The sequence below is a fragment of the Actinoalloteichus fjordicus genome, assembly GCF_001941625.1.
In the GTDB taxonomy this organism is placed as follows: Bacteria; Actinomycetota; Actinomycetes; order Mycobacteriales; family Pseudonocardiaceae; genus Actinoalloteichus_A; species Actinoalloteichus_A fjordicus.
The window spans coordinates 5379372-5400775 of sequence record NZ_CP016076.1; the positions used below are offsets into that span (position 1 = coordinate 5379372).

The 21404-nt window shown below is 69.6% G+C and carries 23 protein-coding genes; 13 read left to right on the forward strand and 10 right to left on the reverse strand.

The genetic code is table 11. The features are described from left to right. The first annotated feature begins 256 nt into the window (after positions 1-256). The 5 genes from UA74_RS22815 (at position 257) to UA74_RS22835 (ending at position 5085) form a co-directional block, all read left to right on the forward strand. Positions 257-898, forward strand: coding sequence for a bifunctional 4-hydroxy-2-oxoglutarate aldolase/2-dehydro-3-deoxy-phosphogluconate aldolase (locus UA74_RS22815; RefSeq protein WP_075742085.1), 642 nt, complete (start codon positions 257-259; stop codon positions 896-898). 343 nt (positions 899-1241) lie between these two features. Next, a complete protein-coding gene (locus tag UA74_RS22825) occupies positions 1242-2384 on the forward strand; it encodes a M20 family metallopeptidase (protein WP_075742087.1) in 1143 nt (380 codons plus the stop codon). Positions 2385-2397: 13 nt separating this feature from the next. Then, on the forward strand, positions 2398-3708 hold the full coding sequence (locus UA74_RS22830; protein ID WP_075742088.1) for an alanine racemase: 1311 nt from the start codon (positions 2398-2400) through the stop codon (positions 3706-3708). Positions 3709-3733: 25 nt separating this feature from the next. Then, positions 3734-3916 carry a hypothetical protein gene (locus tag UA74_RS33775; RefSeq protein ID WP_232237376.1) on the forward strand — a complete coding sequence of 61 codons (183 nt, stop codon included), beginning with the start codon at positions 3734-3736 and terminating at the stop codon, positions 3914-3916. A gap of 53 nt (positions 3917-3969) precedes the next feature. After that, positions 3970-5085, forward strand: coding sequence for an MFS transporter (locus UA74_RS22835; RefSeq protein ID WP_232237869.1), 1116 nt, complete (start codon positions 3970-3972; stop codon positions 5083-5085). A 126-nt stretch (positions 5086-5211) separates the two neighbouring features. Here UA74_RS22835 and UA74_RS22840 read toward each other — a convergent pair whose 3' ends face one another. Continuing rightward, a complete protein-coding gene (locus tag UA74_RS22840) occupies positions 5212-5670 on the reverse strand; it encodes a MarR family winged helix-turn-helix transcriptional regulator (protein ID WP_075742090.1) in 459 nt (152 codons plus the stop codon). A 351-nt stretch (positions 5671-6021) separates the two neighbouring features. Next, positions 6022-6993, reverse strand: coding sequence for a LysR family transcriptional regulator (locus UA74_RS22845; RefSeq protein WP_075765447.1), 972 nt, complete (start codon positions 6991-6993; stop codon positions 6022-6024). A 458-nt stretch (positions 6994-7451) separates the two neighbouring features. Between UA74_RS22845 and UA74_RS33780 the strand changes: the two genes are divergently transcribed. From UA74_RS33780 to UA74_RS22870, 5 genes are all read left to right on the forward strand, one after another. Further along, positions 7452-8810, forward strand: coding sequence for an MFS transporter (locus UA74_RS33780; protein WP_232237377.1), 1359 nt, complete (start codon positions 7452-7454; stop codon positions 8808-8810). A 29-nt stretch (positions 8811-8839) separates the two neighbouring features. After that, positions 8840-9862 (forward strand): phosphotriesterase family protein, encoded by a 1023-nt coding sequence (locus UA74_RS22855; protein WP_075765451.1) that lies wholly within the window; start codon positions 8840-8842, stop codon positions 9860-9862. 69 nt (positions 9863-9931) lie between these two features. Further along, entirely contained in the window at positions 9932-10942 is a 1011-nt protein-coding gene (locus tag UA74_RS22860) for an aldo/keto reductase (RefSeq protein WP_232237379.1), read from the forward strand. A gap of 219 nt (positions 10943-11161) precedes the next feature. Then, positions 11162-11575 carry a hypothetical protein gene (locus UA74_RS22865; protein ID WP_075742094.1) on the forward strand — a complete coding sequence of 138 codons (414 nt, stop codon included), beginning with the start codon at positions 11162-11164 and terminating at the stop codon, positions 11573-11575. 154 nt (positions 11576-11729) lie between these two features. Next, a complete protein-coding gene (locus UA74_RS22870) occupies positions 11730-12485 on the forward strand; it encodes an AAA family ATPase (protein ID WP_157434386.1) in 756 nt (251 codons plus the stop codon). Between the two features lie 47 nt (positions 12486-12532). Here the strand turns inward: UA74_RS22870 and UA74_RS22875 are convergent, their stop codons facing one another. Further along, on the reverse strand, positions 12533-12874 hold the full coding sequence (locus tag UA74_RS22875) for a hypothetical protein (protein WP_157442314.1): 342 nt from the start codon (positions 12872-12874) through the stop codon (positions 12533-12535). Between the two features lie 129 nt (positions 12875-13003). Between UA74_RS22875 and UA74_RS22880 the strand changes: the two genes are divergently transcribed. Together UA74_RS22880 and UA74_RS22885 are read left to right on the forward strand one after the other, a co-directional pair. Then, positions 13004-13651, forward strand: a complete 648-nt coding sequence (locus UA74_RS22880; protein ID WP_157434388.1) for a hypothetical protein — start codon at positions 13004-13006, stop codon at positions 13649-13651. A 282-nt stretch (positions 13652-13933) separates the two neighbouring features. Beyond that, positions 13934-14359, forward strand: a complete 426-nt coding sequence (locus UA74_RS22885; RefSeq protein ID WP_075742097.1) for a GntR family transcriptional regulator — start codon at positions 13934-13936, stop codon at positions 14357-14359. An 82-nt stretch (positions 14360-14441) separates the two neighbouring features. Here UA74_RS22885 and UA74_RS22890 read toward each other — a convergent pair whose 3' ends face one another. Beyond that, entirely contained in the window at positions 14442-14663 is a 222-nt protein-coding gene (locus UA74_RS22890; protein WP_232237380.1) for a DUF397 domain-containing protein, read from the reverse strand. A gap of 20 nt (positions 14664-14683) precedes the next feature. Next, positions 14684-15547: a helix-turn-helix domain-containing protein gene (locus UA74_RS22895; RefSeq protein WP_075744119.1), complete on the reverse strand. Its 864-nt coding sequence runs from the start codon at positions 15545-15547 to the stop codon at positions 14684-14686. Between the two features lie 159 nt (positions 15548-15706). On the opposite strand from UA74_RS22895, the gene UA74_RS22900 reads away from it, so the two are divergent. Further along, on the forward strand, positions 15707-16102 hold the full coding sequence (locus tag UA74_RS22900; RefSeq protein ID WP_232237381.1) for a hypothetical protein: 396 nt from the start codon (positions 15707-15709) through the stop codon (positions 16100-16102). 146 nt (positions 16103-16248) lie between these two features. On the opposite strand, the gene UA74_RS22905 is transcribed toward UA74_RS22900, so the two are convergent. The 5 genes from UA74_RS22905 to UA74_RS22925 form a co-directional block, all read right to left on the reverse strand. After that, positions 16249-17781 carry an FAD-dependent monooxygenase gene (locus UA74_RS22905; RefSeq protein ID WP_075765457.1) on the reverse strand — a complete coding sequence of 511 codons (1533 nt, stop codon included), beginning with the start codon at positions 17779-17781 and terminating at the stop codon, positions 16249-16251. 448 nt (positions 17782-18229) lie between these two features. After that, on the reverse strand, positions 18230-19243 hold the full coding sequence (locus UA74_RS22910; protein WP_075742100.1) for a 3-oxoacyl-ACP synthase III family protein: 1014 nt from the start codon (positions 19241-19243) through the stop codon (positions 18230-18232). After that, positions 19240-19614: a hypothetical protein gene (locus UA74_RS22915; RefSeq protein WP_157434389.1), complete on the reverse strand. Its 375-nt coding sequence runs from the start codon at positions 19612-19614 to the stop codon at positions 19240-19242. Before UA74_RS22915 ends, UA74_RS22910 begins: the two co-directional genes overlap by 4 nt. Continuing rightward, entirely contained in the window at positions 19611-20294 is a 684-nt protein-coding gene (locus UA74_RS22920; RefSeq protein ID WP_075742102.1) for an HAD family hydrolase, read from the reverse strand. Before UA74_RS22920 ends, UA74_RS22915 begins: the two co-directional genes overlap by 4 nt. Beyond that, on the reverse strand, positions 20291-21112 hold the full coding sequence (locus tag UA74_RS22925; RefSeq protein ID WP_075742103.1) for an AfsA-related hotdog domain-containing protein: 822 nt from the start codon (positions 21110-21112) through the stop codon (positions 20291-20293). Before UA74_RS22925 ends, UA74_RS22920 begins: the two co-directional genes overlap by 4 nt. Between the last annotated feature and the right edge of the window lie 292 nt (positions 21113-21404).

Genomic DNA, 21404 nt, shown 5'->3' on the forward strand with positions numbered 1-21404 from the left:
GAGACCCGGATCACGTCGAGGGCGCCGACTACGCCGAGTCATTGACCTCGATGCGAGCGAATGCTACAACCTCTCCATCGAATTACGCAACGGCCGTTGCAAAATGCGCAACGAAGCCGTTCGGGTGGCGGAATCGGCCGAGTGTCGGCCGGCCCCACGCGCACAACCGACCGGTGCCGGGTCAACCGGACCAGTCCGCAGAGGAGCGACAGATGGACGCGATCGACACTCAGGGTGTCCGAGGGTGCGGCCGACGATGAGCATCGACGCCGCCGCGATGCGAGTCATCGAGGCCGATCGGCTGCTGGCGGTCGTCCGCGCGCCGGAGATCCCGGACGCGGCAGAGCTGTGCGCCGCGCTGGTGGCGGGCGGCATCCGCGCCGTGGAGTTCACCTTCACCACCCCCGACGTCCTCTCGCACCTCACCGTCGCGGCCGAGGCGATGGAGTGGCTGGGCGGCGTCGTCGGCGCGGGCACGCTGCGCACGGGTGACCAGGCTCGTCAGGCCGTCGATGCGGGCGCCCGGTTCCTCGTCACTCCCGGCCTGCGCCGGGACGTCGCCGATGTTGCCCGCCAGAGCGGGACGCCGCTGCTGGGCGGTGCCTTCACCCCCAGCGAGGTGCTCGCCGCGCTGGACCTCGACGTCGCCGCGGTCAAGATCTTCCCGGCGGGCAGGCTCGGCCCGAAGTACCTCGCCGACCTGCTCGGCCCCCTTCCCGAAGCCCGGCTGGTGCCCTCCGGCGGAGTCACCGTCGAGACGGCCGCCGACTACCTCGCCCGAGGTGCCGTCGCGGTCTCGGCGGGCGCCGATGTGGTGTCGCCTCCAGCAGTGGCCGCCGGGGACTGGTCGCAGATCACCGACCGGGCTCGGGCTCTCGTCCGGGCGGTGAGCCCGTGAATCCCCGACGCAGCCGCGGCGGCGAACACCGCAGGCCGATCGGCGGTCGCCCCGAGGTCGCGACGGTCGCGGACCTCCGCTCCCCTACCGACAGCGGACCGACACCCCACGGAGAGCCCGAACTCCACGGAGGGCCGGTGTCCGGCGGACCCGCCGTGGACAGCAGGTCCGCAGGCACCACCGCCACGAACACCGTCGCCACCACCGGCACGAGCGCCACAGCCGAGGCCGACCACGCTCGGCAGGCCCAGCTGGAGCGACCGAACGCCCGGTCGGGCCGACGCTCGCCGTCTGGTCCGACCGCAACCAGCATCCACCCGCCACACGGAGTCAGGAGATCGTCGTGACCGACGTCGAGGAGCTGCTCGCTCAGCTCATCCGCATTCCCAGCGTCAATCCGAGGGGACGCGCCGAGCCCGCCGAGACGCCGTTGGCCGAGTTCATCGCCGACTGGGCTCGCGCGCACGGACTGACGGCGACCCTGCACGAGGTGCTCGACGGCCGGAAGAACGTCCTGGTCACACTGCCCGGTGAGAGCGCGGAGACCATCCTGCTGGAGACGCACCTGGACACCGTCGAAACGGAGGGCATGACGGTCGAGCCGTTCGAACCGACCGTCGTCGACGGTCTGCTCTACGGCCGAGGCTCCTGCGACGCCAAGGGACCGCTCGCGGTGTTCCTGACCGCGATGGCCGATCTGGCCGCCAGCGGCGAGCCCCGCCCGCACACCATCACGCTGGCGGGCGTCGTCGACGAGGAGCACGTCTACCGGGGTGTCCTCGGGCTGCGCGAGGCGGGCGTGACCACGACGGGACCGGTGATCGGCGCGGTGATCGGCGAGCCGACCTCGCTGCGGATGGTCACCGCGCACAAGGGCTGCATGCGCTGCCGAATCACCGCTCGCGGCCCCGGCGGTCACAGCTCCGAGCCGTGGGGCCGCACCAACGCGATCGCCACCGCCGCCCGGATCGTCGACTACCTGACCGACGAGTACGCCCCGTCGCTGGACGCCCAGGCCCGTCCGCTCGTCGGGCCCCCGTCCCTGGCCGTGACGATGCTCAGCGGCGGGACCGGCCCCAACGTGCTTCCCGAGAGCGCGACGCTGACGATCGACCGACGCACCGTGGCGGGCGAGGACCCGCATGCGGTCTGGCGGGACCTGCGGGAGAAGCTGCTGGCCCGCTGGCCTGCGGGCGTCGAGATCGCCGAGCCGCACATCGTCGACTACGCGTTGGAGACCAGCGCGGACGCCCCCTTCGTTCAAGCGGTCGCCCGCGTACTGGCGGCGGCGGGCCAGAACCCGGAGCCCAAGGGCGTCGGGCACGGCACCGACGCCTCCAAGATCGCGTGGGACGACATCCCGTGCGTCGTCTTCGGTCCCGGAGCCATCGCGCAGGCCCACACCCCGGCGGAATTCGTGCCACTGTCCGAACTGAACGCCGCACGCGGGGTGATCGACGCCCTGCTGCGCCAGTCCATCGCCTGACTCAGGAGACGACGTGACCACGACATCCGATTTCCCGACTCCCTCCCCCGGCCTGATCGAGGACGGCCCGATCGGCTGGCGGCTCAAGGGAATGCCCGCCGACGCCGCCGCGCAGACCCTCGGCGAGTTCAGCGCACTGGGCCGAGGACTGTTCGACGCCGGGTTCTCCTGGCCGCAACTGGTGCTGCGGGAGTCGGCACTGCGACACAACGCCGCGTTGATGGCCCGGTACACCGCAGAGCACGGCATGTCCCTCGCCCCGCATCTCAAGACGACCACCTCGCCGGAGCTGGCCGAGTACGCACTGCGCGAGGACGCCTGGGGAGTCACCGTCGCCACCCCGTACCAGGCACGGGTGTTCATGGCGGCCGGTCACCGCCGCATCCTGCTGGCCAACGAGCTGGTGGATCGCGACTTCGCCCGTCAGGTCGTCGAATGGCTCGCGCAGGACGAGGCCAGGGAGTTCTACTGCTACGTCGACTCCGTGGCGGGCGTCGCGGTGCTGGCCGAGGCGCTCGACGGCTCCCCCGCCGCCCGTCCGCTGCCGGTGCTGATCGAGATCGGACACGCGGGCGGCCGGGCGGGCTGCCGCGACCTCGACACGGTGGCCGCCGTGCGGGACGCGGTCGCCGCCGCCGACGGGCTCGCGCTGGCAGGGGTCTCCGGCTACGAGGGCTCGGTGAGCCATTCCAGGGACGAGGCGGGCCTGGCGGCCGTCGCCGAGTACCTGCGTTCGGTGCGTCGAGCCATGGAACTGGTGCTGCCGCAGGCTGATCCGCGACTCGCCGAACACGTCATCTCGGCGGGCGGCAGCTTCTACTTCGACGTGGTCGCCGCCGAACTCGGCGGAGTGACCGGCGAGCGGCCGGTACGGCTGATCGCCAGGCCGGGGGCCTATCTCACGCACGACAACGGTATCTACGAGGCGCGGTCTCCGTTGGACGGCGGCGGCACCGCCGTCGATCCCGCACAGCGGCTGACCCCGTCCATCGAGGTCTGGGCGCCGGTGCTGAGCAGGCCGGAACCCGGCCTGGCGATCCTCGGTGCAGGCAGGCGCGACCTGAACTTCGACCAGGGGATGCCGGTGCCGATCGAGGCCCGAGACCACGCGGGCCGATCGGCACGCCCCGCCGAGGGCTGGACGGTCACCGCGCTGAACGACCAGCACGCCTTCGTCACCGTCCCGCCGGAGGCGCAGCTCGCGCCCTCCGACCTGGTGCGGCTGGGCATCTCCCATCCGTGCACCGCACACGACCGCTGGCTCACCGCCGTCATCGCGACGGATGACGACGTCGTCGTCTCGGTGGCCCGCTGTTACTTCTGATCCCTCAAGTCGACAAGGACGTCCCGTGACCGCCCCTACCCCCACCGCCGCCACACCGACGGGCGAGAAGAGATCGAGGACCCGGTACGCCATCCTCGCCTCGAACTTCGTGATCCTCTCCCTGAACTACGCCGACCGCGCCGTCATCGGCGTCGCCGCACCGTTGATCATCAACGAGTTCGGGTTCTCCAATGCGGCCTTCGGCTGATCCTCGCCGCGTTCGCCTTCACCTACTCGCCGTTCGGCTTCATCGGCGGCTGGCTGGCGGACAAGTACGGTCCGGCGAAGGTGATGGGGTGGGCGGCGATCTTCTGGTCCTGCTTCACCGCGTTGACCGCCGCAGGCGTCGGATTCGTCAGCCTGCTGATCATCCGGCTGCTCTTCGGCGCGGGTGAGGGCCCACAGGCCACGGTGACGGCGAAGATCATGCACAACTGGTTCCCGAAGAAGGAACTCGGCACCGCCGTGGGCATCGCCAACGCCGCCACACCGCTGGGCGGTGCGATCGGCACCCCGGCGGTCGTGGCGATCCTCAGTGCCACCCAGGGCAACTGGCGAGTGCCGTTCATCATCTTCGGCGTGCTGGGCGTCTTCTTCGCCATCGGCTGGTTCATCATCGTCCGCGACACTCCGGAGAAGCACTCCCGCGTCTCGCCCGCCGAGCTGGCCTACATCCGCCAGGACGCCGCACCCGCCGCCGAGGTCGGCGACGGGGCGGACGACGCGACCGTCGCCGAAGCGCCGCCGTGGTGGCGATACCTGACCCGGCCTGCGGTGTGGACCACCGCCGTCGCGTACTTCGGCTACGCGTGGATTCTGTGGACCTTCCTGAACTGGTTCCCCACCTACCTCGTCAACGAGCGCGGCATCGACCTGAGCGAGTTGGCCGTGGCGGGCGCGATCCCGTGGATCGGCGGCTGCATCGGTCTGGCGCTGGGCGGCGTCTTCACCGACATCCTCGTCCGGCGCACCGGCCGTTCGGTGGGGCCTCGGCGGTGGACGGTGGTGATCTGCCTGACCGCGACCGGCCTGCTGTTCGGCGGCATCGGCCTGGTCAGCAGCACCTTCGGCGCGGTGGCGCTGATGACGGTGGTGGTGTTCCTGTTGTACTTCACCGGCGCGCAGTACTGGCTGATCGTCGGCGAGGCGGTGCCGGGCCCGGTGTACGGCTCGGTGTCGGGCGCCGTCCAGATGTTCGCCACGACGGCGTCGATCCTCGCGCCCATGATCACCGGGTATCTGGTCGACTCGTCGTTGGGCTGGACAGGGACCTTCGCGGTCGCGTCGATCGTCTCCGTCGGTGGGGCGCTCCTGCTGGCCGTGTTCGGCAAGGTCCGCAAGCCGCTGCCGCCTGCGGCGGTGACGCCGACGCGCTGAGTCCCGTCCGCTGCCGCCCACCGAGTCAGCGTGGCGTCCGCTCCTTCGCACCGGGAGTCGACGTCACGCTGACTTTCGTTCTGCACCAGAACGGCCGTCGAGCCTGCCGAGAGACCGACCCGTGGGTCACCGAGCGGTGCCGCGCGGGGGCTTGCGCACCTCGCCGAGCGCACTCGAGCAGCGACCGAGGAACTCCAGCAGCAGGGCGCTCTCCTCCGGGGTGAAGCGCCCGGACAGCTCCCGTTCGACCTCGACGGCGGCCTCGTCGGCCTTGGCCAGCACCGTGCGGCCCTTGCGGCTCAGCCGGACCTCCTGCACGTGGGTGTGCACGGGGTGGCTCTGCCGGTCGACCAGGCCCTTGCCCTCCAGGGTGGCGATGACCGTTGACATCGTCTGCGGGGTGACCAGGCACCGCCGCGCCAGCGCAGCGCCGGACAGGCCCGGCTCCTGAAACAGGGCGAGCAGGACGGTGTACTGCGGCACGGTCAGGCCGTGCGGGCTCAGGACCGCGCTCTTGGCGGCGATCAGCTCCTGATCGACCCGCTTCAGGTGATGTCCGATCCGGTCACTGATCGACAGCGTCATGGCTCCAGTGTAGAGGCCGCACACAGGGTCGTGATAACCATTCGAGCCCGGTGGAATAGCAGGGCTCGAATGTCGTTGCGCTCGGAAGCGACAATGCACGCGCAGCGTGGTGAATCGGCGGTTTCGCGACAATCCTCGAACTCCGCCTCGATCAGGGCACGAGCACGTCTTGAGCATCCCATGCGTCGACACGCATAGCGACGAGTCGGCGGCACGGCGTCGCCTCGGATGGCGGCGGAGTGACGTCGAGGCGCCGAGGCGTCGCTTCCCTGCGACGTCCGCGACACATCGACGAAGATCCTCCCCCCGTCGTCGGCCGATGCCGACGGGCCGTTCTCACCGCCGACGCCGTTACCCCGAGACGGCCTGCAACGGCACCCGAGTGGAGTACTCGGGAACGGCCTCCGGGTGCTTCTCCAGCCAGTCCCAATACTCCGGATGGCGGACTGCCAGTGCCAGATGCTGCTGCTGCAGGGCGTCCACGACCGTTCCCACCAGGCTTTCCGGCACTCGATCCCGCCGCCACACGCAGATTTTATGCTCCAGCGCCTCCTGTTCGAGTGGCCGGGTGACGAAGTCCCGATTGGCGGAGAGCCCGAATAATGGTCCGCGTAAAGCGACGCCGACGCCGGCCGCCAATCCGGACAACACGACGTCGTCATCCCCGACCAGAATCGGAGCAGGCAGATATCCGGCGAGCAGACAGAGGTTCTCCACGATCGATCTCGACGACCCGGATTCCGGCAGAATCCACGGCGCATTCCGCAGACTGGCCAACGAGACCGAATCGACCGCTGTTTCCGGCCTGCCGCGCAGCGCGCACAGCCATAACGGCGTCTGCATGATCGTCGTCATTCCGATGTTGGCTTTCGGTCGAAATCGCGAGACCGGATCTTCGACCACCAGCGCCAGATCGGCTCGCCCCCGTTCGAGCATGTCGAGCGCGTCGCCGTCGGGATACCGCATGATCTCCAGCTGATGGCCGTCGGCCATCAGCCTGGCGACCGTGACCGACGGGTTCAACGAGGCCACCAGACGCAGCGGTTGACCACCGCGCCCCACCAGCGCACCGAGGCTGGTCAGCAGGCTGCCCATCTCGGAGTGCACCTTCCTGGACGCCTCGACGACGAGCTGCCCGGCCTGGGTCAGGCGCACCCCGCTGGCAGCCCGGTCGAGCAGATTGGCGCCCAACGACTTCTCCAGTCGCGAGATCTGCCGTGACAAAGCGGGCTGCGAGGCCCCCAAGCGCTGTGCGGCCCGTCGAAAACTGCCTTCCTCGGCGATTATCTGCAGCAGTTTCAGATGCCGAGTCTCCAGATCCACCAGAACTCCTTCCGCAGGGTAGTTGCCACGGTAACGTCACAATACTCGCGACGGATGACTTTCTGACGCACTTTCTGTGAGTCCCAGTCGACAGCCAAGCCCCGGACCGGCCGATTGACACCACAAACCCCGCCGTCGATAATCCGGCACCGCTGGCCGCCGGGCGCCGCCGAATGAACCAGGACGACCGGTTGAGAGCGCCGACCCGGACCGTTGTTACCGCCGCGTAGCAACGCACGACTAGGTGATACTACTCAGTGTGACGCCAGGTCGGCGTTTTTCAGCCCGAATCTGGCCGCGCGGGCCGCCGCGCCCAGCGCCGCCCACAGCCATCCGGCGCCGGCGTTTGCGACACCTCGCCGACATGTCCCCGCAACCCCGAGAAGGGTTGACCGACTGCCCGAACTGCCATAGGTTCTGATTCGAATCAAGGTTCTTATAGTAGTCAGGATGCTGTGATGGCAGACGAACGTCGAGCGAGCCCTCCGGGCCCGGGGGTGACCACCGGCGCCCCACCGATCCCGATGCTGTGGCTGCTGACCGTCATCTGCGGTGTCACGGTCGGCAACCTCTACTACCTGCAACCTCTGCTCGACACCATCGGCCGGGAGTTCGACGCCGGTGTGAGCCAGGCGGGATCCTCGCTGTCCGCCATGCACGTGGGCTATGCGCTGGGCCTGCTCCTGCTGCTTCCGCTGGCCGACGTGCTGCGTCGCAGGCGGCTGGTCGTCGTGCTGACCGTCCTCACTGCTGCGGGCCTCGTGGTCATGACGCTGGCTCCCGGACTCACGGTGCTCACGGTCGCGGCGACGGCCGTCGGCGTGACGACGGTGCTCGTCCAGGTGCTGGTGGCCTACCTCGCCGTGCTCAGCGGGGATCGACGCGGGCGCGTCGTCGGCACGCTGATGACCGGAATGCTCACCGGAGTACTGCTCTCCAGAACTGTTTCGGGCCTGCTTGCCGACCTCGCGGGCTGGCGCTCGGTCTTCGCGGTCGCGGCGGTGCTGATGCTGCTCAGCGGTCTGGCCCTGCACCGAGCGCTGCCGGATCGACCGGCGGACTCCGCCGTCCCCTATCTGCGGCTGCTCGGTTCGATCCGCGAACTCGTCACCTCCGAGCCCGTGCTGCGCCGCCGCTCGCTCTACGGCGCGCTCTGCTACGGCGCGTTCAACGCCATCTGGACGTCGTCGGCGTTCCTCACCGCCGGGCCGCCGTACAACTGGAGCGAGACCGGCATCGGCCTGCTCGGACTCGCGGGTCTGGGCGGCGTGCTCGCGGCGGCCCGCGTCGGACGACTCGCCGACCGAGGTCTCCAGGCACCCGCGACGATCAGCCTGCTGGTGCTGACGCTGGCCTCGTTCGGCCTGGTCTATGCGGGCGGCTTCCACGTGGTGCCGTTGGTGCTCGGGATCGTGTTGATGGACTTCGGCATCCAAGGCGTCCACCTGCTCAACCAGAGCGAGGTCTACCGACTCGCCGCCCAGGCGCCCGCCCGACTGACCACGGTCTACATGACCAGCTACTTCATCGGCGGTTCCGCAGGCACCGCGCTGGGCGCGCTGTCCTATCAGCACTGGGGCTGGATCGGCGCATGCGCCGTCGCCGCCGGGATGATCGCCGTCGCGGTCGCCGTCTGGCTCGTGGACCGCTTCCGCTCCGCAGGCGACCGGCGGGCCGCCGCTCGCCCCGACGCCGTCCCGCAGGCCGGCCCGGCCGCGACCGCACGGGCGGCGTCTCCCGCTCCCGGTTCGTCGGCGACGGCCACGGCACCGACGAACCGGCGCCTGCCCGACGCCGGCGCCGTCGGCTTGCACTGACTCTCGAACAACCCCGATCTGGAGGCGACGTGTCCACAGTTCCCACCGCGCGCGGGTCAGTTCCCGCCGCAGAACTGGGCCCCACCCTGATGCACGAACACATCTTCGTGCTCAGCTCCGAACTTCAACAGAACTACCAGCTCGACTGGGACGAGGAGGAACGAGTCGCCGACGCCGTCGCGCGCTTGCAGGCCGCCTACCAGCGCGGCGTCCGCACCGTGGTCGACGTGACCGCACTCGGCCAGGGTCGCTACATCCCCCGCATCGCCAGGATCGCCGCGCAGAGCCCGGTGAACATCCTGGTCGCCACCGGCGTCTACGCCTACCGCGAGATGCCGCCGTACTTCTTCTACCAGGGTCCGGGCACCCTCTTCGGCGGCCCGGACCCGATGACGGAGATGTTCATCCGCGACATCACCGAGGGCATCGGCGACACCGGAGTCCGCGCCGCCGTGATCAAGGCCGCGCACGAGGACCCCGAGCTGTCGCCCGCGACCGAGGAGATCCTGCGGGCCAGCGCGCGGGCGCACCTCGCCACCGGAGTGCCGATCACCACCCACACGAACTCGGTGGTGGGCAACGGGAATCAGGTACTCGACCTGCTGGTCGCCGAGGGCGTCGACCCGTCGCGCGTGATCATCGGCCACTCCGGGGACACCGAGGACGTCGACTACCTGCTTCGGCTGATCGACGGCGGCTGCTACCTGGGCATGGACCGCTTCGGCATGGACCCGATCGCCTCGCTGGAGCAGCGGATCGCCATCGTCGCCGAACTGGTCCGGCGCGGCCACGCCGACCGGATGGTGCTCTCCCACGACACCTGCTGCTTCATCGACTACCTCGCGGCGGACCGACGACCCGAGCTGTTCCCCCGGTGGGAGTACACCCACATTCACGACGACGTCATCCCCGCGCTGCGGCGCCTAGGGGTCACCGACGCCGACGTCCACACGATGCTCGTCGAGAACCCGCGCCGCATCTTCGCAGACGGGGCCGAATCCGCGACGGGTCCCGCGCAAGGCCTGGTGACCGCCGGTCCCGACGCACCGTGAGCGCCCCGCTCCCCCATCGCCGCACACCGCCGCAGCACGCGGCATCGAAGTGAGAGGACACCAGTGAACGTGGACAGCAGCACGCAGACCGTCCCCGCCGCCGCCGGGTCGCCCGCCCACCGTCGCGCCCTGGGCCGCAGCGGGCTGGAGGTCACCGCCCTCGGCCTGGGCTGCATGGGGATGAGCTGGGTCTATGACGAGAGTTCGCGCGACGACGCGGAGTCCGTGCGCGTCATCCAGGCGGCCGTGGACAACGGCGTCACCCTGATCGACACCGCCGACCTGTACGGGCCGTTCACCAACGAGGTGCTGGTGGGCAAGGCGCTGCGCGGCAGGCGCGACGAGATCACCCTGGCCACCAAGTGCGGCCTGGTGCCCGACATGACGCTGTACCCGCAGACCGTCAAGGTCACGCCGAACGGGACGCCGGAGCATATTCGGAAGTCGATCGACGGCAGCCTGAGCAGGCTCGGCGTGGACCACGTCGACCTGTACCAGCTGCACCGAGTCGACCCCCAGGTGCCGATCGAGGAGAGCTGGGGCGCGATGGCCGAGCTCCAGGCGGCAGGCAAGGCGGTCCACATCGGACTGTCCGAGGCGGGCGTCGCCGATCTGGAGCGGGCGGCGGCCGTCGCGCCGATCGCCAGCCTCCAGTCGGAGCTGTCGTTGTGGTCGCGGGACACCCTGGACGAGGTGCTGCCCTGGTGTGTGGCGCACGGCGTCGGCTTCATCGCGTTCTCGCCGCTGGGCCGGGGCTTCCTCGCCGGTGCGGTGCGGGAGACGAGCGTGCTGTCCGACACCGACTTCCGGGCGGCCATGCCCCGGTTCCAGGACGGGGCGCTCCAGCAGAACATGCGCATCCTGGACGGCGTCGAGGCAGTGGCCCGGCGGCACGGCGCGGCGCCGTCGCAGGTGGCGCTGGCGTGGGTGCTGGCGCAGGACCCGAACCTCGTCGCGATCCCCGGCTGCACCGTGGTCGGTCACCTCACCGAGAACCTCGGCGCCCTGAGCATCGAACTCACCCCCGGCGATCTGGCCGAGCTGGACGGCCTCCCCGCGCCGGTGGGCACCCGGTTCTGATCGGCGCCGGACCAGCGACGATCCCGGAGTCCGGCTCGGCACCCGACACCGAGCCGGGGTCCGGCGGCGGCCGCTGCGGCGAACGGCCGGACCCCCGCGCTCGCCGTCCGGCCACGAAGCCTGCCGCACCGGACGGCGAGCGCGATACCGCCTGATCAAGTCCGTGTCACCCGCTTCCACCCACGACACCCGGTTGCTGCCGAACAAGGAGGACGTCCGATGCTACGAACGACGGTGCGGGACGCCACGGGATCGCCTGTGGTGCTGGTGGACTCGGTGAGTTCGCTGAGCCTCGACGACCGAGGGTCGGTGGCGGTCACCGGCTCGCACGGCGGCAGCAGCTCGGCGGAGTGGGGAACCAGGTTCCTGCCGGGCCTGATCTTCTTCAACGACGCGGGCATGGGCAAGGACCGCGCGGGGGCGGCGGCCCTTGACCTGCTCGACGCGGCCGAGACCGCCTGCGCGGTCGTCGACAACGACACCGCGCGCATCGGCGACGCCGACGACACCTGGCAGCACGGCGTGGTGTCGGCGGTCAACCGTGCGGCAGCGGCAGGCGGACTCGCCGCAGGTCAGACCGTGCGCGCCGCCACGGCGGCGTGGCACACCAGCGGGGTGATCGCGGGCCGCTGAACCCCGCGTCGCCTCGAATCGCGCCGGTCGCCCGCCCCTCCCCCAGTCGGGCGGCCGGCGCACTACGCTGCTCCGACGAGGGAGGACTTCCGCACCGCCCGCCTCGGCGATCGACGGACCGCCCCGACTCGACGCAGGCAGGGAGCGACAACCGGTGAGCCGCAACGGAACCGCCCGCACCAGCACGGGCGGGTTCATCCAACAGATCAAGCTCGACCCGGCATCGGACACCGGCCGCTACCCCTTCACCCTCCCCGTCGTCCGCCACCTCACCCGCCGCCGTGAACTGGATCTGCATCCGCAGGTGACGTTCCTGGTGGGCGACAACGGAACGGGGAAGTCCACCCTCATCGAGGCCGCCGCGGTCGCGGCCGGTTTCAACGCCGAGGGCGGCACCCAGTCGTTCCGCTTCGCCACCCGCGCGAGCGAATCGTCGTTGGGCGATCACCTGATCATGCGCTGGGGCATCAGGAAGCCGCGCACCGGCTTCTTCCTCCGCGCCGAGAGCTTCTACAACGTCGCAACGGAGATCGAGCGTCTCGAGGTCGGGCACGCCTACGGCGGGGTGCCGCTGCACGAGCGTTCGCACGGCGAGTCGTTCCTCGACGTGATGACCCACCGCTTCGGACCCGACGGCCTCTACGTCTTAGACGAGCCCGAGGCCGCGCTGTCGGTGCGCGGCTGTCTGGCGCTGATCACTCGCATCGGCGACCTGACCAGGCAGGGCTGTCAGTTCCTCATCGCGACGCACTCGCCGATCCTGTTGGCCGTGCCCGGTGCGCAGATCCTCCAGATCGACTCGGACGGCGAGATCGACGAGGTCACCTACGACGAGGCCGAGCCGGTGGCCCTGACCCGAGGCTTTCTCGCGCAGCCGGAAGGATTCCTGCGGCATCTGCTCGAGGAGTGAGGGCGGGCGCGGCAGGGGTGAGGTTCGAGTTCGGCCTACCGCACCAGTCAGAAGACGCAGGTTCCCTCCGGGATCGATCCGTTGGCCTGATAATCGACCTCGACCGCGATCGAGGACTCCTGTTTGATGCGTGCCGCCAACGCCCTGCCTCGTTCGGTCCAGGCGAGCTTCGCCTCGGCGGTCGGGAATGCGGAGTCCGGCGGATGGCCGGAATCGTAGATGTCCTGGTACTCCTCGTCCCACCGGGTCAGGTCTGCCACCAGCTCCGCACTGAGCCCGAGGTCCTCCCCCGCCTCGTCTACCAGGTGATTCATCCAGTCGCCATCTTGATCATGATAGAAGAAGGGGCCCTGCACGAACCCCGCCAGCAGGAGCACTTTCTTACCCATGCCGCCTCACTCTCTCTTCTGTCGCGGCCGAATTTTATGTCGTTTCTTCAACGGGTACGCTGTCACCAAGTAGCCGTTGCCTCCAATGACGATGACCACCCTTCTACTGGCGCCCCCAATCTCGATCTCATGCACCTCGCCTCCGTTTCCATAGTATCCCACCGGCTCTTCATTCTCAATTCTGTTAAAGATGAAGTCAATGATGCGATCGGCCGGGATTCCAATATCCTCGAAACTCTTCTTCCGCCCCGACTTCAATATGTGCTCCTGCCCAGATATCTCCGAATCCCCCGTCTCCAGCCAGACAAGATGCCCCGCCCGATGCCTGGCTATGCGAACGACCTCAGCAGTGTTGATCTTGGCCTTGTTGCGGCGGAGTTCCGCGATGCAGTCAGCGTAATGACGCTCGGCGGACGGCTGTTGCTGCGGCTCCGACGGCAAACGGGCAGGCGCCTGCGGAGATGCACGGTCAGGTTCGGGCGCCACGAGCGGCGAAACGTCGGCGACGCCGTGCCCGACGACAGCATGACAATAGGCGTCAATCACGTCCTGGGCCTGCCTGATGAGCAGCTGCGCAGCGCGCACATCCTCAGTTGCGGCCTGAACAGCATGGTCGGCTTGCTTGACCTCCTACTGCGCGGAACCGGCGGTCGCGGCGGCGAAGTGCGCAGCCCCGTCCGCGATCGCGGTGGCGGCGATGCCGGTTTCCACGCGCGCCTCACTCAGCCGAGCGTGCGCACGGCGAAGCGCAGCGAGCACCTCAGCGACGGACAATGACGGCCTCCTCACCTTGCGTGACATCATAGGGCGTGCGTCCGCTTCACCGACTCAGGTCGCACGCCCGCCGCAGACGACGTGCATTGCACGAGGCTTACCGGTAGGAGAGGCCAGATGCGCCGAGATCACCAGACCGAAGTCCGGGCTATCGTCGATACGATCCACTCAGGTGAGTTCCGTCCGATCCGCCGAGTCTCGCCGGACCGCCTACGAAGCGCGGTCTGGAGTTCGGGACAGCCGATCTGGAGTACGGACGAAAACCGACATCAGGTGGTCGCAGCTGTGGCGACCTCTCGCGAGACACCACCCGCCCACGTCGCTCATGTCCTAGGCCTGAGCGAGGATCGTCAGGTGTGGGTGCGTCGCCGTCGGTTCCTCGTCGACGACGAACCGGTGCAACTCGCAACCTCGTACTTTCCGGCCGATCTCGTCGACGGATCGACGATCACCGAGGCCGACACCGGACCCGGCGGCTCCTATGCCCGGCTCCGCGACCTCGGCCACGAACCCGTTCGTTTCCGAGAAGAGCTTCGTGCCCGGGTGCCCGACAGCGAGGAGGCAGCCGCGCTCGGTCTGACACAGGGGACGCCGGTCATCGTCATCGTTCGCACGGCCTACACGGATGCGGACCAGGCAGTCGAGGTCAACGAGATGACGCTGGACGCGAACGCCTACATCGTGGAGTACCGATTCTCGGCGCAGGACTGAGCACGCACCGACAGCACTGGGCACACGCTCGTCGGCGGGGTCCGCCGACCGCACCGCATCATGCGTACGCAACCGACCGGGCTCAGCTGCGTACGTCGAATCTGCCCGCCTTGACACCGGCTAGGAAGGCAGCGGACTGCACGCTGGTCAGCGACAGCATCCCAGCCTCCGGGGCCTTGCTGTCGCGGATGGCGAGATCGTCCCCGCCGAATAAGGCGACCTCGACGCACTGCCCACCACCACTCGCGGCGCCGCTGCGGCTCGACTTCCGCCACTGCCCTGCCGTCGAACGCCGTCCGGCCATGACACACCTCATCCGATAGCTCATCGATAGTCAGCCAGCGCTGACGACACCATCTTGAGCGAGTCTCCCGGCGACAATGCAATCGAGCTCAAGGCGGCGAAGCGCATCAAGCAGCGGCGGACGTCGTCGGAGGTCTCCAGGTACACGATACCGACCGTGCCGTCGACATATCCCACGTCAGAGGCCAGGTCCGGCAGCGACAAGACCATGAATGAGCCCTCCATCCCAGCGTGCGGTCCGACGCTGAACGGAACGATCTGGAGCACGACACCCAGTTCGTCGACAACCTCCACCAGTCGTTCGAGCTGACCACGCATCACCCGCCTGCCGCCGACCTGACAGCGCAGCACGGACTCGCTCAAGATCACCGAGAACTTCACCGGCTCCGGACGCAGAAGCACCTGTTGACGGACCATCCGAGCGGCGACGAGATGCTCCAGGACATCCGGCGGAGTCGCAGGTTCGATCGCCGACATCAAGGCGCGGGCATAGTCCGAGGTCTGGAGCAGACCAGGAATCAGGGCCAGTTCGAATCCTCGGATCTCCGTCGCCGCCGCTTCGAGCCCCACGAAGGTCTGGAACTTCTTCGGAATCGCGCTGGTCTGCCACCAACCCTTCTGCCGGGCCTCGCGAGCCATCTGCACCAGCGCCGCCGCCTCGTCCGCAGGCACGCCGTAGCCTGCGGTGAGCTGCTCGATCTCGGCGGGCTGCGGTGCGTAGAGCCGAGTCTCCAACCGCTGGATCTTGGATCGCGACCAGCGTGGTGAGCGCGGCTTCAGCCGATCGGCCGCCTCCTCGATGGTCAGGCCCGCAGCGTCTCGATAGTTCTTGCACGACTCGGCGACCTGCCAGAGCCGCAGCGTAGGACTGACTCCCGAGTTCACGTCGGCCACCCTCCTCGAATTGATCAAGCTTTACATCCATCGGAGTGAAGGATATGGGTTACCCATTGCCAATTATGGGTTTCCCAACTCAAGCTACGGTAACTCGACCGTATCAGGAAGATCGCTAACACGATCGGGTCACACGATCAAGGAGTGCACATGACCGAGCCCAACGCGAAGGACGAGACCTCCGCCAACGCCGCGACCACCTCCCGCGCAGCGACGTCAATTCGCCCCCTCTGCGACGAGGAGACGTTCGCCCGCATCCTCACCGAGATCGTCGCCGACGAGGCACCGCGACTGTTCGCCGTCGTCCAGGAGTACGGCGAGCGCGCCGACGCCCGCATCGCGGCCTGGGGATTCGCCTTTCCAGGCCATGCCGAGCTGGTCTCCACCGACCACACCTGCCGCATGGTCCTGGAGAGGCCGGAGAACGCCCTGCGCGGTTTCCGTCGCGAGGACGACCACGTCGACGCCCGGATCGTCTGGCATGACCCCGACAGGGTCACCGCCCTCGACGAGAACGACGAGAGTGAAGAATCCGACGCCGCCTGAATCATCCCGAACGCCGACACACCGGGAAAGACGACTGAGTGGACCGTTCGGTCACGGGAATGACCGAACGGCCCACTCAGGAATCGCTGCGGGAGGCCGAAGACACGCCGGGCGCCCCGGCGGTGCTCAGCCGCCGACCTTTCACCTCACCCGCCCGCCGCCACCCGCCCTGACTCGCCGAGCAGGTCCGCCACCCATCGGCACGCCGCGCCGAGCTCCGACACCCGGCCGCGCGCCGCGACCACGCCGTCCGGACGCAGCAGCACGAACGCGGTCTTGGCGCAGCCCGGCAGCCGCGACCACACGCCCCGCGCGGGCAGCACCCGCACCGAGGGCGCCGGAGCCGGGCAGGACACGCCCTCGGTCAGCAGCGTCCAGCTGGTGTCGCGCTCCTCGTCCCGGTGCGACAACAGGATCGGCCCCGCCGCAGTGCCGACCCTCAGCGCTCCCCGATCCTCGTTCGCCGCCGGGCGCAGCAGCGCGCTCGACTCCGCCGGGCGGTACCGCCACCGCCGTCCCGCCATGATCGGCAGGTAGCCGCGCTCGATGAGTCCGACCCGGTCCGCCGCGTGAAACAGCAGGTCGCGCCCGGCCACCACGGCCGGGTTGCGCGCCATCCACGCCTGCGTCTGGATGTCGGTGTCGCGCACCACCTGCGCCGCCACCGCGTGCCGTTCGGGCCCATAACTCTCCAGCAGCGTCATCGGCGCCGCGCCCCGGATCACCGAGGCGAGCTTCCAGGCGAGGTTGTGTCCGTCCTGAAGACCGGTGTTGAGCCCCTGTCCGCCCGCCGGGCTGTGCACGTGGGCGGCGTCGCCCACCAGGAAGACCCGGCCGAGCTGGAAGCGGTCGGCCTGCCTGCGGTGGACGCGGAATCCGCTGAGCCACTGCGGATCGACGAGCCGCAGGTCACCGGGGCCGCGCTCGTCGACCAGTCGTTGGATCAGCGGCAGGTCCACCTCGCCGGTCTGCTGCTCGGCTGGCGCGCTGGCGAAGAAGCGGAACAGGCCGTCGGGCAGCGCCACCACCACCAGCACCCCCGAGGGCGACTGGAAGTAGTGCGCCTCGTCCGACGCCAGGTCGCCCTCCACCCGCGCATCGCCGAGGACGAACCGGCTGGCATAGGTGGAGCCGGTGAAGGCGAGGCCGAGCTGCGCGCGCACCGCGCTGCCCGCCCCGTCCGCGCCGATCAGCCAGTCGGCCGTGCAGCGTTCCACCGTGCCGTCGGCGTGCTCCAAGACGGCGGTGACCCCCTCGGTGGCGGCCGGGTCGCCGGAGAAGTCCATCCGATCCAGCGCGAGCAGCCGGCTGCCGTACTCGATGCGGCCGCCGAGACCGGCGAGGGTCTCGCGCAGGATGTCCTCGGTGTAGCGCTGGGGCAGCGCGCGGGCGGCCAGCTCCGACGGGAAGCGGACGTCGGCGAGCTGCCGTCGCGAGGAGTAGTAGCGGAAGGAGTTGATGCGCACGCTGTGCTTCTCCACCGCCGGACCCGCTCCGAGGTTCTCGAAGACGTCGACGGTGCGCGGCCACAGCAGCAGGGCCTTCGAATAGGTGACGGGGGCGGGTGCGGCGTCGACGAGCCGCACCCGGACGCCCCGCCGGAGCAGTTCGCAGGCGGCGAGCAGGCCGCTCGGACCCGCTCCGATCACCAGTACCTCGGGGTGTGCAGAGACGTCCATCGTGGATCTCCTTCCCGCCGGGTCGGCCGGCCGAGTCTCGCCTTCGTGCGGTGCTCGTCGTGACTTCTCTGTTCTGCGAGCCGCCGAGCGGCCCGGCCGAGCGATCCGGCCGGGCGGGCTCGCAAGGCGGTGCGCCGTCTCTCCCCCGCGCCGGGTGCAGGGGAGAGACGGCGTCGCGCACCAGACGCGGCGGGACGCGCGCCCGGTGCCGGGACGCCTGCCGCCTCGGCAGGCGCGCGTCGACCTCGTTCGGCATTCCGGCCCGGTCGCGGCACCGTGAAGTCCGTGCCACGCCGCAGGGGCGCGTGGCGCGTCGGATCGGGCGGACCCTCGGTTCCCGGCCGAACCGGATCGCGGGCTCGTCGGCGGGCACCGAGGCCCGCCCGGGGTCGGGCTCGGCCACGCCGGAGCAGGCCTGCGGGCCCCCGGCACGGCCGACGAAGGCCGATCACCACCGCAGCAGCGCGAACCCCATCGCCATCCCGCCGCCGAAGCCCGCCATCAACACCAGGTCGCCTTCGGCGATCTTCGGAGCCGCCTCGGCGAGGGTGATCGGAATGGATGCCGAGCCGGTGTTCCCGTAGCGCTGGACACTCTGATGGACGACCGCCGAGGGCAGCCCGAGCCGAGGGAACAGGTCGTCCATCATCCGGCCGTTGGCCTGGTGGGTCACCAGATGCCGCACCTCAGAGGGCGCCACCCCGGCATCGGCGAGGAACTCCGCCAACGCCGAGGGCACCCGCTCCTCCACGAAGGACCGGACGCCGCGTCCGTCCATGGTGAACCAGTGCTGTCCGGCTCGAACGGAGTCCACCGAGGCGGGAATCCTGCTTCCGCCCGCAGGCACCCGGATGAGCTGGTTCTCCGACCCGGAGCTGAGCAGCCGGATCGACTGCACACCCCGGCCGCCGGGCACCGAGCCGAGGACGGCGGCGCCCGCGCCGTCGCCGAACAGCACGGCGGTCTTGCGGTCGGCGGGGTCCAGGATGCGGGAGTAGACGTCGACGCCGATGACCAGCACGAGACCGCCGGTGGCCGCGAGCATGTCCCGGCCGACGCCGAGGGCGAAGACGAATCCGCTGCAGACCGCGTTGAGGTCGAAGGCGGCGGCGGAGGTGGCGCCGAGCCGCTCCTGAACGAGGCAGGCCGTGGGCGGCTGCGGGTGGTCCGGGGTCGACGTGGCGAGGACGATCGCGGTGAGGTCCTCGGCGCGCACGCCCGCCTGGGCCAGGGCCGTGCGCGCGGCGTCGGTCGCCAGGTCGGAGGCGGCCTCGTGCGGGGCGGCGCGGCGACGTTGCCGGATACCGGTCTTGCGCTCGATCCAGCCGGCGTCCACTCCGGCGGGCAGGGCGACCTCTTCGTTGGTGACGAGCCGTTCCGGCAGGTAGGCGCCCCAGCCCAGCGTCCCGATCTCCGTCGTGAGGCGATCGGGCAGGGTTCGGGAGGGCAGGGTCATGGTCATCGGTGGTCCTCCAGCTCATCGAGTTCGTCGAAGGCGAGCGGATCGAGCCCGTAATCGTGGGGAAACGACGGATGCTGCCGCCCGGGGAGGTCGGCACGGACGACGGCGAGTCGTCGCGGCGGCTCGGCGGCCGGTCGGGGAGCATCGGAACCAGTGCGCCGAGAGGCGCCTGCCCCGGGCCGTCGAGCCGAGCCCGCGGCACCCGCCGAGTCGGCGTCCGACGATCGCGCCGGGATCGAGATCGGCAGCGCCGCCGAGCCCGCCGCCCGTCGTCGGACACCCGCCACCGACTTCCGGCGGCTCGACCGGGCTGGGCCGAGCGACCAGGCCGCCACCGCACAGCCGCACCCGCAGTGCTCGGTCTCGGTCACCACAGAGCGCGCTGCATCCGGGCCCAGCCTGCCCGGTCGGCGTGCTCGGCAAGCTTCTCGTCCGGGTGCACCGCGACCGGATGGCCGACCAGCTCCAGCAGCGGGACGTCGCTGATGTGGTCGGCGTAGCCGAAGCTCAACGGCAGGGCGAGGCCCTCGGCCGCCGCCAGCTCACGCAGCGCGGCGGGTTTGCCCGCGCCGATCAGGCTCCGGGTGATCTCCCCGGTGTGGATGCCGTCGGCGTCGACCACGGGCTCCGTGCACAGGACGTGGTCGATGGCCAGCGCCTCCCGCAGCGGATCGAGACAGGCGCCGAACGACCCGGACACCGCGACGACGACATGGCCCGCCAGCCGATGCCGGAGGAGGCCTGCCACGACCACCGCGTTCACGAAGCCGCTCTCGGCCCGGCGCAGGGCGAACCAGCGGCGCCCCAGCTCGGCGAGCCGGTCGGCCCGCTCCCCGGTGTAGACCCGGTAATAGCGCCGGTTGAGCTGCTCGCGCGGCTCGCGGTCCGCGCCGAGTGCGGTCTGGAACTCGGCGAGCCGCCGTGCCTGGTCCGAGTCCGGTGGGATCTCGGTCTCGGCGAGATAGAACCGGAGGAAGTCCACCATGCTCTTGACCGACAGCAGGGTCTCGTCGACGTCGTAGACGGCGGCGATCTTCGGGGCCCGAGTCATGAGGTCACCCCCACCGGCTCGGTCGCGGCCGCCCTGGCGCGCAGGTACTCGTGCACGGCACGGCGGGCGCGTTTCGTCTCGGCCGCCTCGATGCGGCTCTGGTCGTAACCGCCGAATCGCACCGTGGCGTCGGCGGCGCAGACCTCGTTCTGCAACACCCGCATCCGCATCCGATAACCGGCCCGCGATTCGTCGGAGAGGTCCTCTTCGAGGATCTCGCAATGAATCGAGGCGGGCAGTGGAAAGAGGAAGGACTGGAAGGTGATGTCGATCGAGTCCCACACCACATAGAAGTCCCGATGGCTGTTGTGTCGGCCATAGGCCGTCTCGAAGACGGCGATGAACATCTGGCGCATCGCCTCGATGATCACCAGTCCCTGAACGTGCTGGCCGGTCTGGTGATCGCCGAACAGCTCGTTGTCGGCGTGCAGCCACAGCCCGGCGGTGTAGGCGTCGGAGCCGGTGCGGGTGAGATCGGCGAGCAGGACGTTGGGTTCCCGCTGCTTGTGGACGATGTCTCGTCCCAACCGGGGCGAGACCGGCGGCACGATCTCGGTCCCCGCGGCCTGCCGCTTGTTCAGCTCCTCCCGCAGGTAGTCGAGTTCGAACTGCGACACCCCCTGCACCGCGAGGACCCGCTCGGGAACGGGTCCGCCGCGACGCAGCGACGCCACGAACTGGCTGACGGTCTGTACTTCCTCGATCTTGGTGAGCGCGACGAATCGGTCGCCGACGACGCAGGCCTCCCGGCGTGCGGGAATCGCCGTGTCGCCGATGATCGCGGAATCTCGGGCAGGGTTATATGCGGATTCGGCCATCTCTTCTACTCCTTGACACGTCACATCGCCGATGCACTGTGTGGAGTGCATCGGTGATGAATCGTCTCGCGCACGGACGGCGGGAGATCCGATGAACCGCACGGTTCATCGGCGGTCCACCATGGATTCTCGGCACCGATCGGACATCAGCCGGTGAATCAGCAGCCGTCGACCACGCGAGAAGACCGCGTACCTCGACAGCCGCACCCCAGTCGGATCGACATGCCCTGCACCGCCGGGAATGCCCGGCCGCCACCACGCAGTGACTCGTCGATCCGTGAACAGCTTCGGG

Excerpts from the sequence above, each read along its gene's own strand:
- UA74_RS33780 (WP_232237377.1), top strand. The coding sequence starts at position 7,452 with ATGGCAGACGAACGTCGAGCGAGCCCTCCGGGCCCGGGGGTGACCACC.
- UA74_RS22900 (WP_232237381.1), top strand. The coding sequence starts at position 15,707 with ATGACCGAGCCCAACGCGAAGGACGAGACCTCCGCCAACGCCGCGACC.
- UA74_RS22865 (WP_075742094.1), top strand. The coding sequence starts at position 11,162 with ATGCTACGAACGACGGTGCGGGACGCCACGGGATCGCCTGTGGTGCTG.
- UA74_RS22840 (WP_075742090.1), bottom strand. The coding sequence starts at position 5,670 with ATGACGCTGTCGATCAGTGACCGGATCGGACATCACCTGAAGCGGGTC.
- UA74_RS22925 (WP_075742103.1), bottom strand. The coding sequence starts at position 21,112 with ATGGCCGAATCCGCATATAACCCTGCCCGAGATTCCGCGATCATCGGC.
- UA74_RS22815 (WP_075742085.1), top strand. The coding sequence starts at position 257 with ATGAGCATCGACGCCGCCGCGATGCGAGTCATCGAGGCCGATCGGCTG.
- UA74_RS22875 (WP_157442314.1), bottom strand. The coding sequence starts at position 12,874 with ATGGGTAAGAAAGTGCTCCTGCTGGCGGGGTTCGTGCAGGGCCCCTTC.
- UA74_RS22920 (WP_075742102.1), bottom strand. The coding sequence starts at position 20,294 with ATGACTCGGGCCCCGAAGATCGCCGCCGTCTACGACGTCGACGAGACC.
- UA74_RS22910 (WP_075742100.1), bottom strand. The coding sequence starts at position 19,243 with ATGACCATGACCCTGCCCTCCCGAACCCTGCCCGATCGCCTCACGACG.
- UA74_RS22880 (WP_157434388.1), top strand. The coding sequence starts at position 13,004 with ATGCACCTCGCCTCCGTTTCCATAGTATCCCACCGGCTCTTCATTCTC.
- UA74_RS22905 (WP_075765457.1), bottom strand. The coding sequence starts at position 17,781 with ATGGACGTCTCTGCACACCCCGAGGTACTGGTGATCGGAGCGGGTCCG.
- UA74_RS22890 (WP_232237380.1), bottom strand. The coding sequence starts at position 14,663 with ATGGCCGGACGGCGTTCGACGGCAGGGCAGTGGCGGAAGTCGAGCCGC.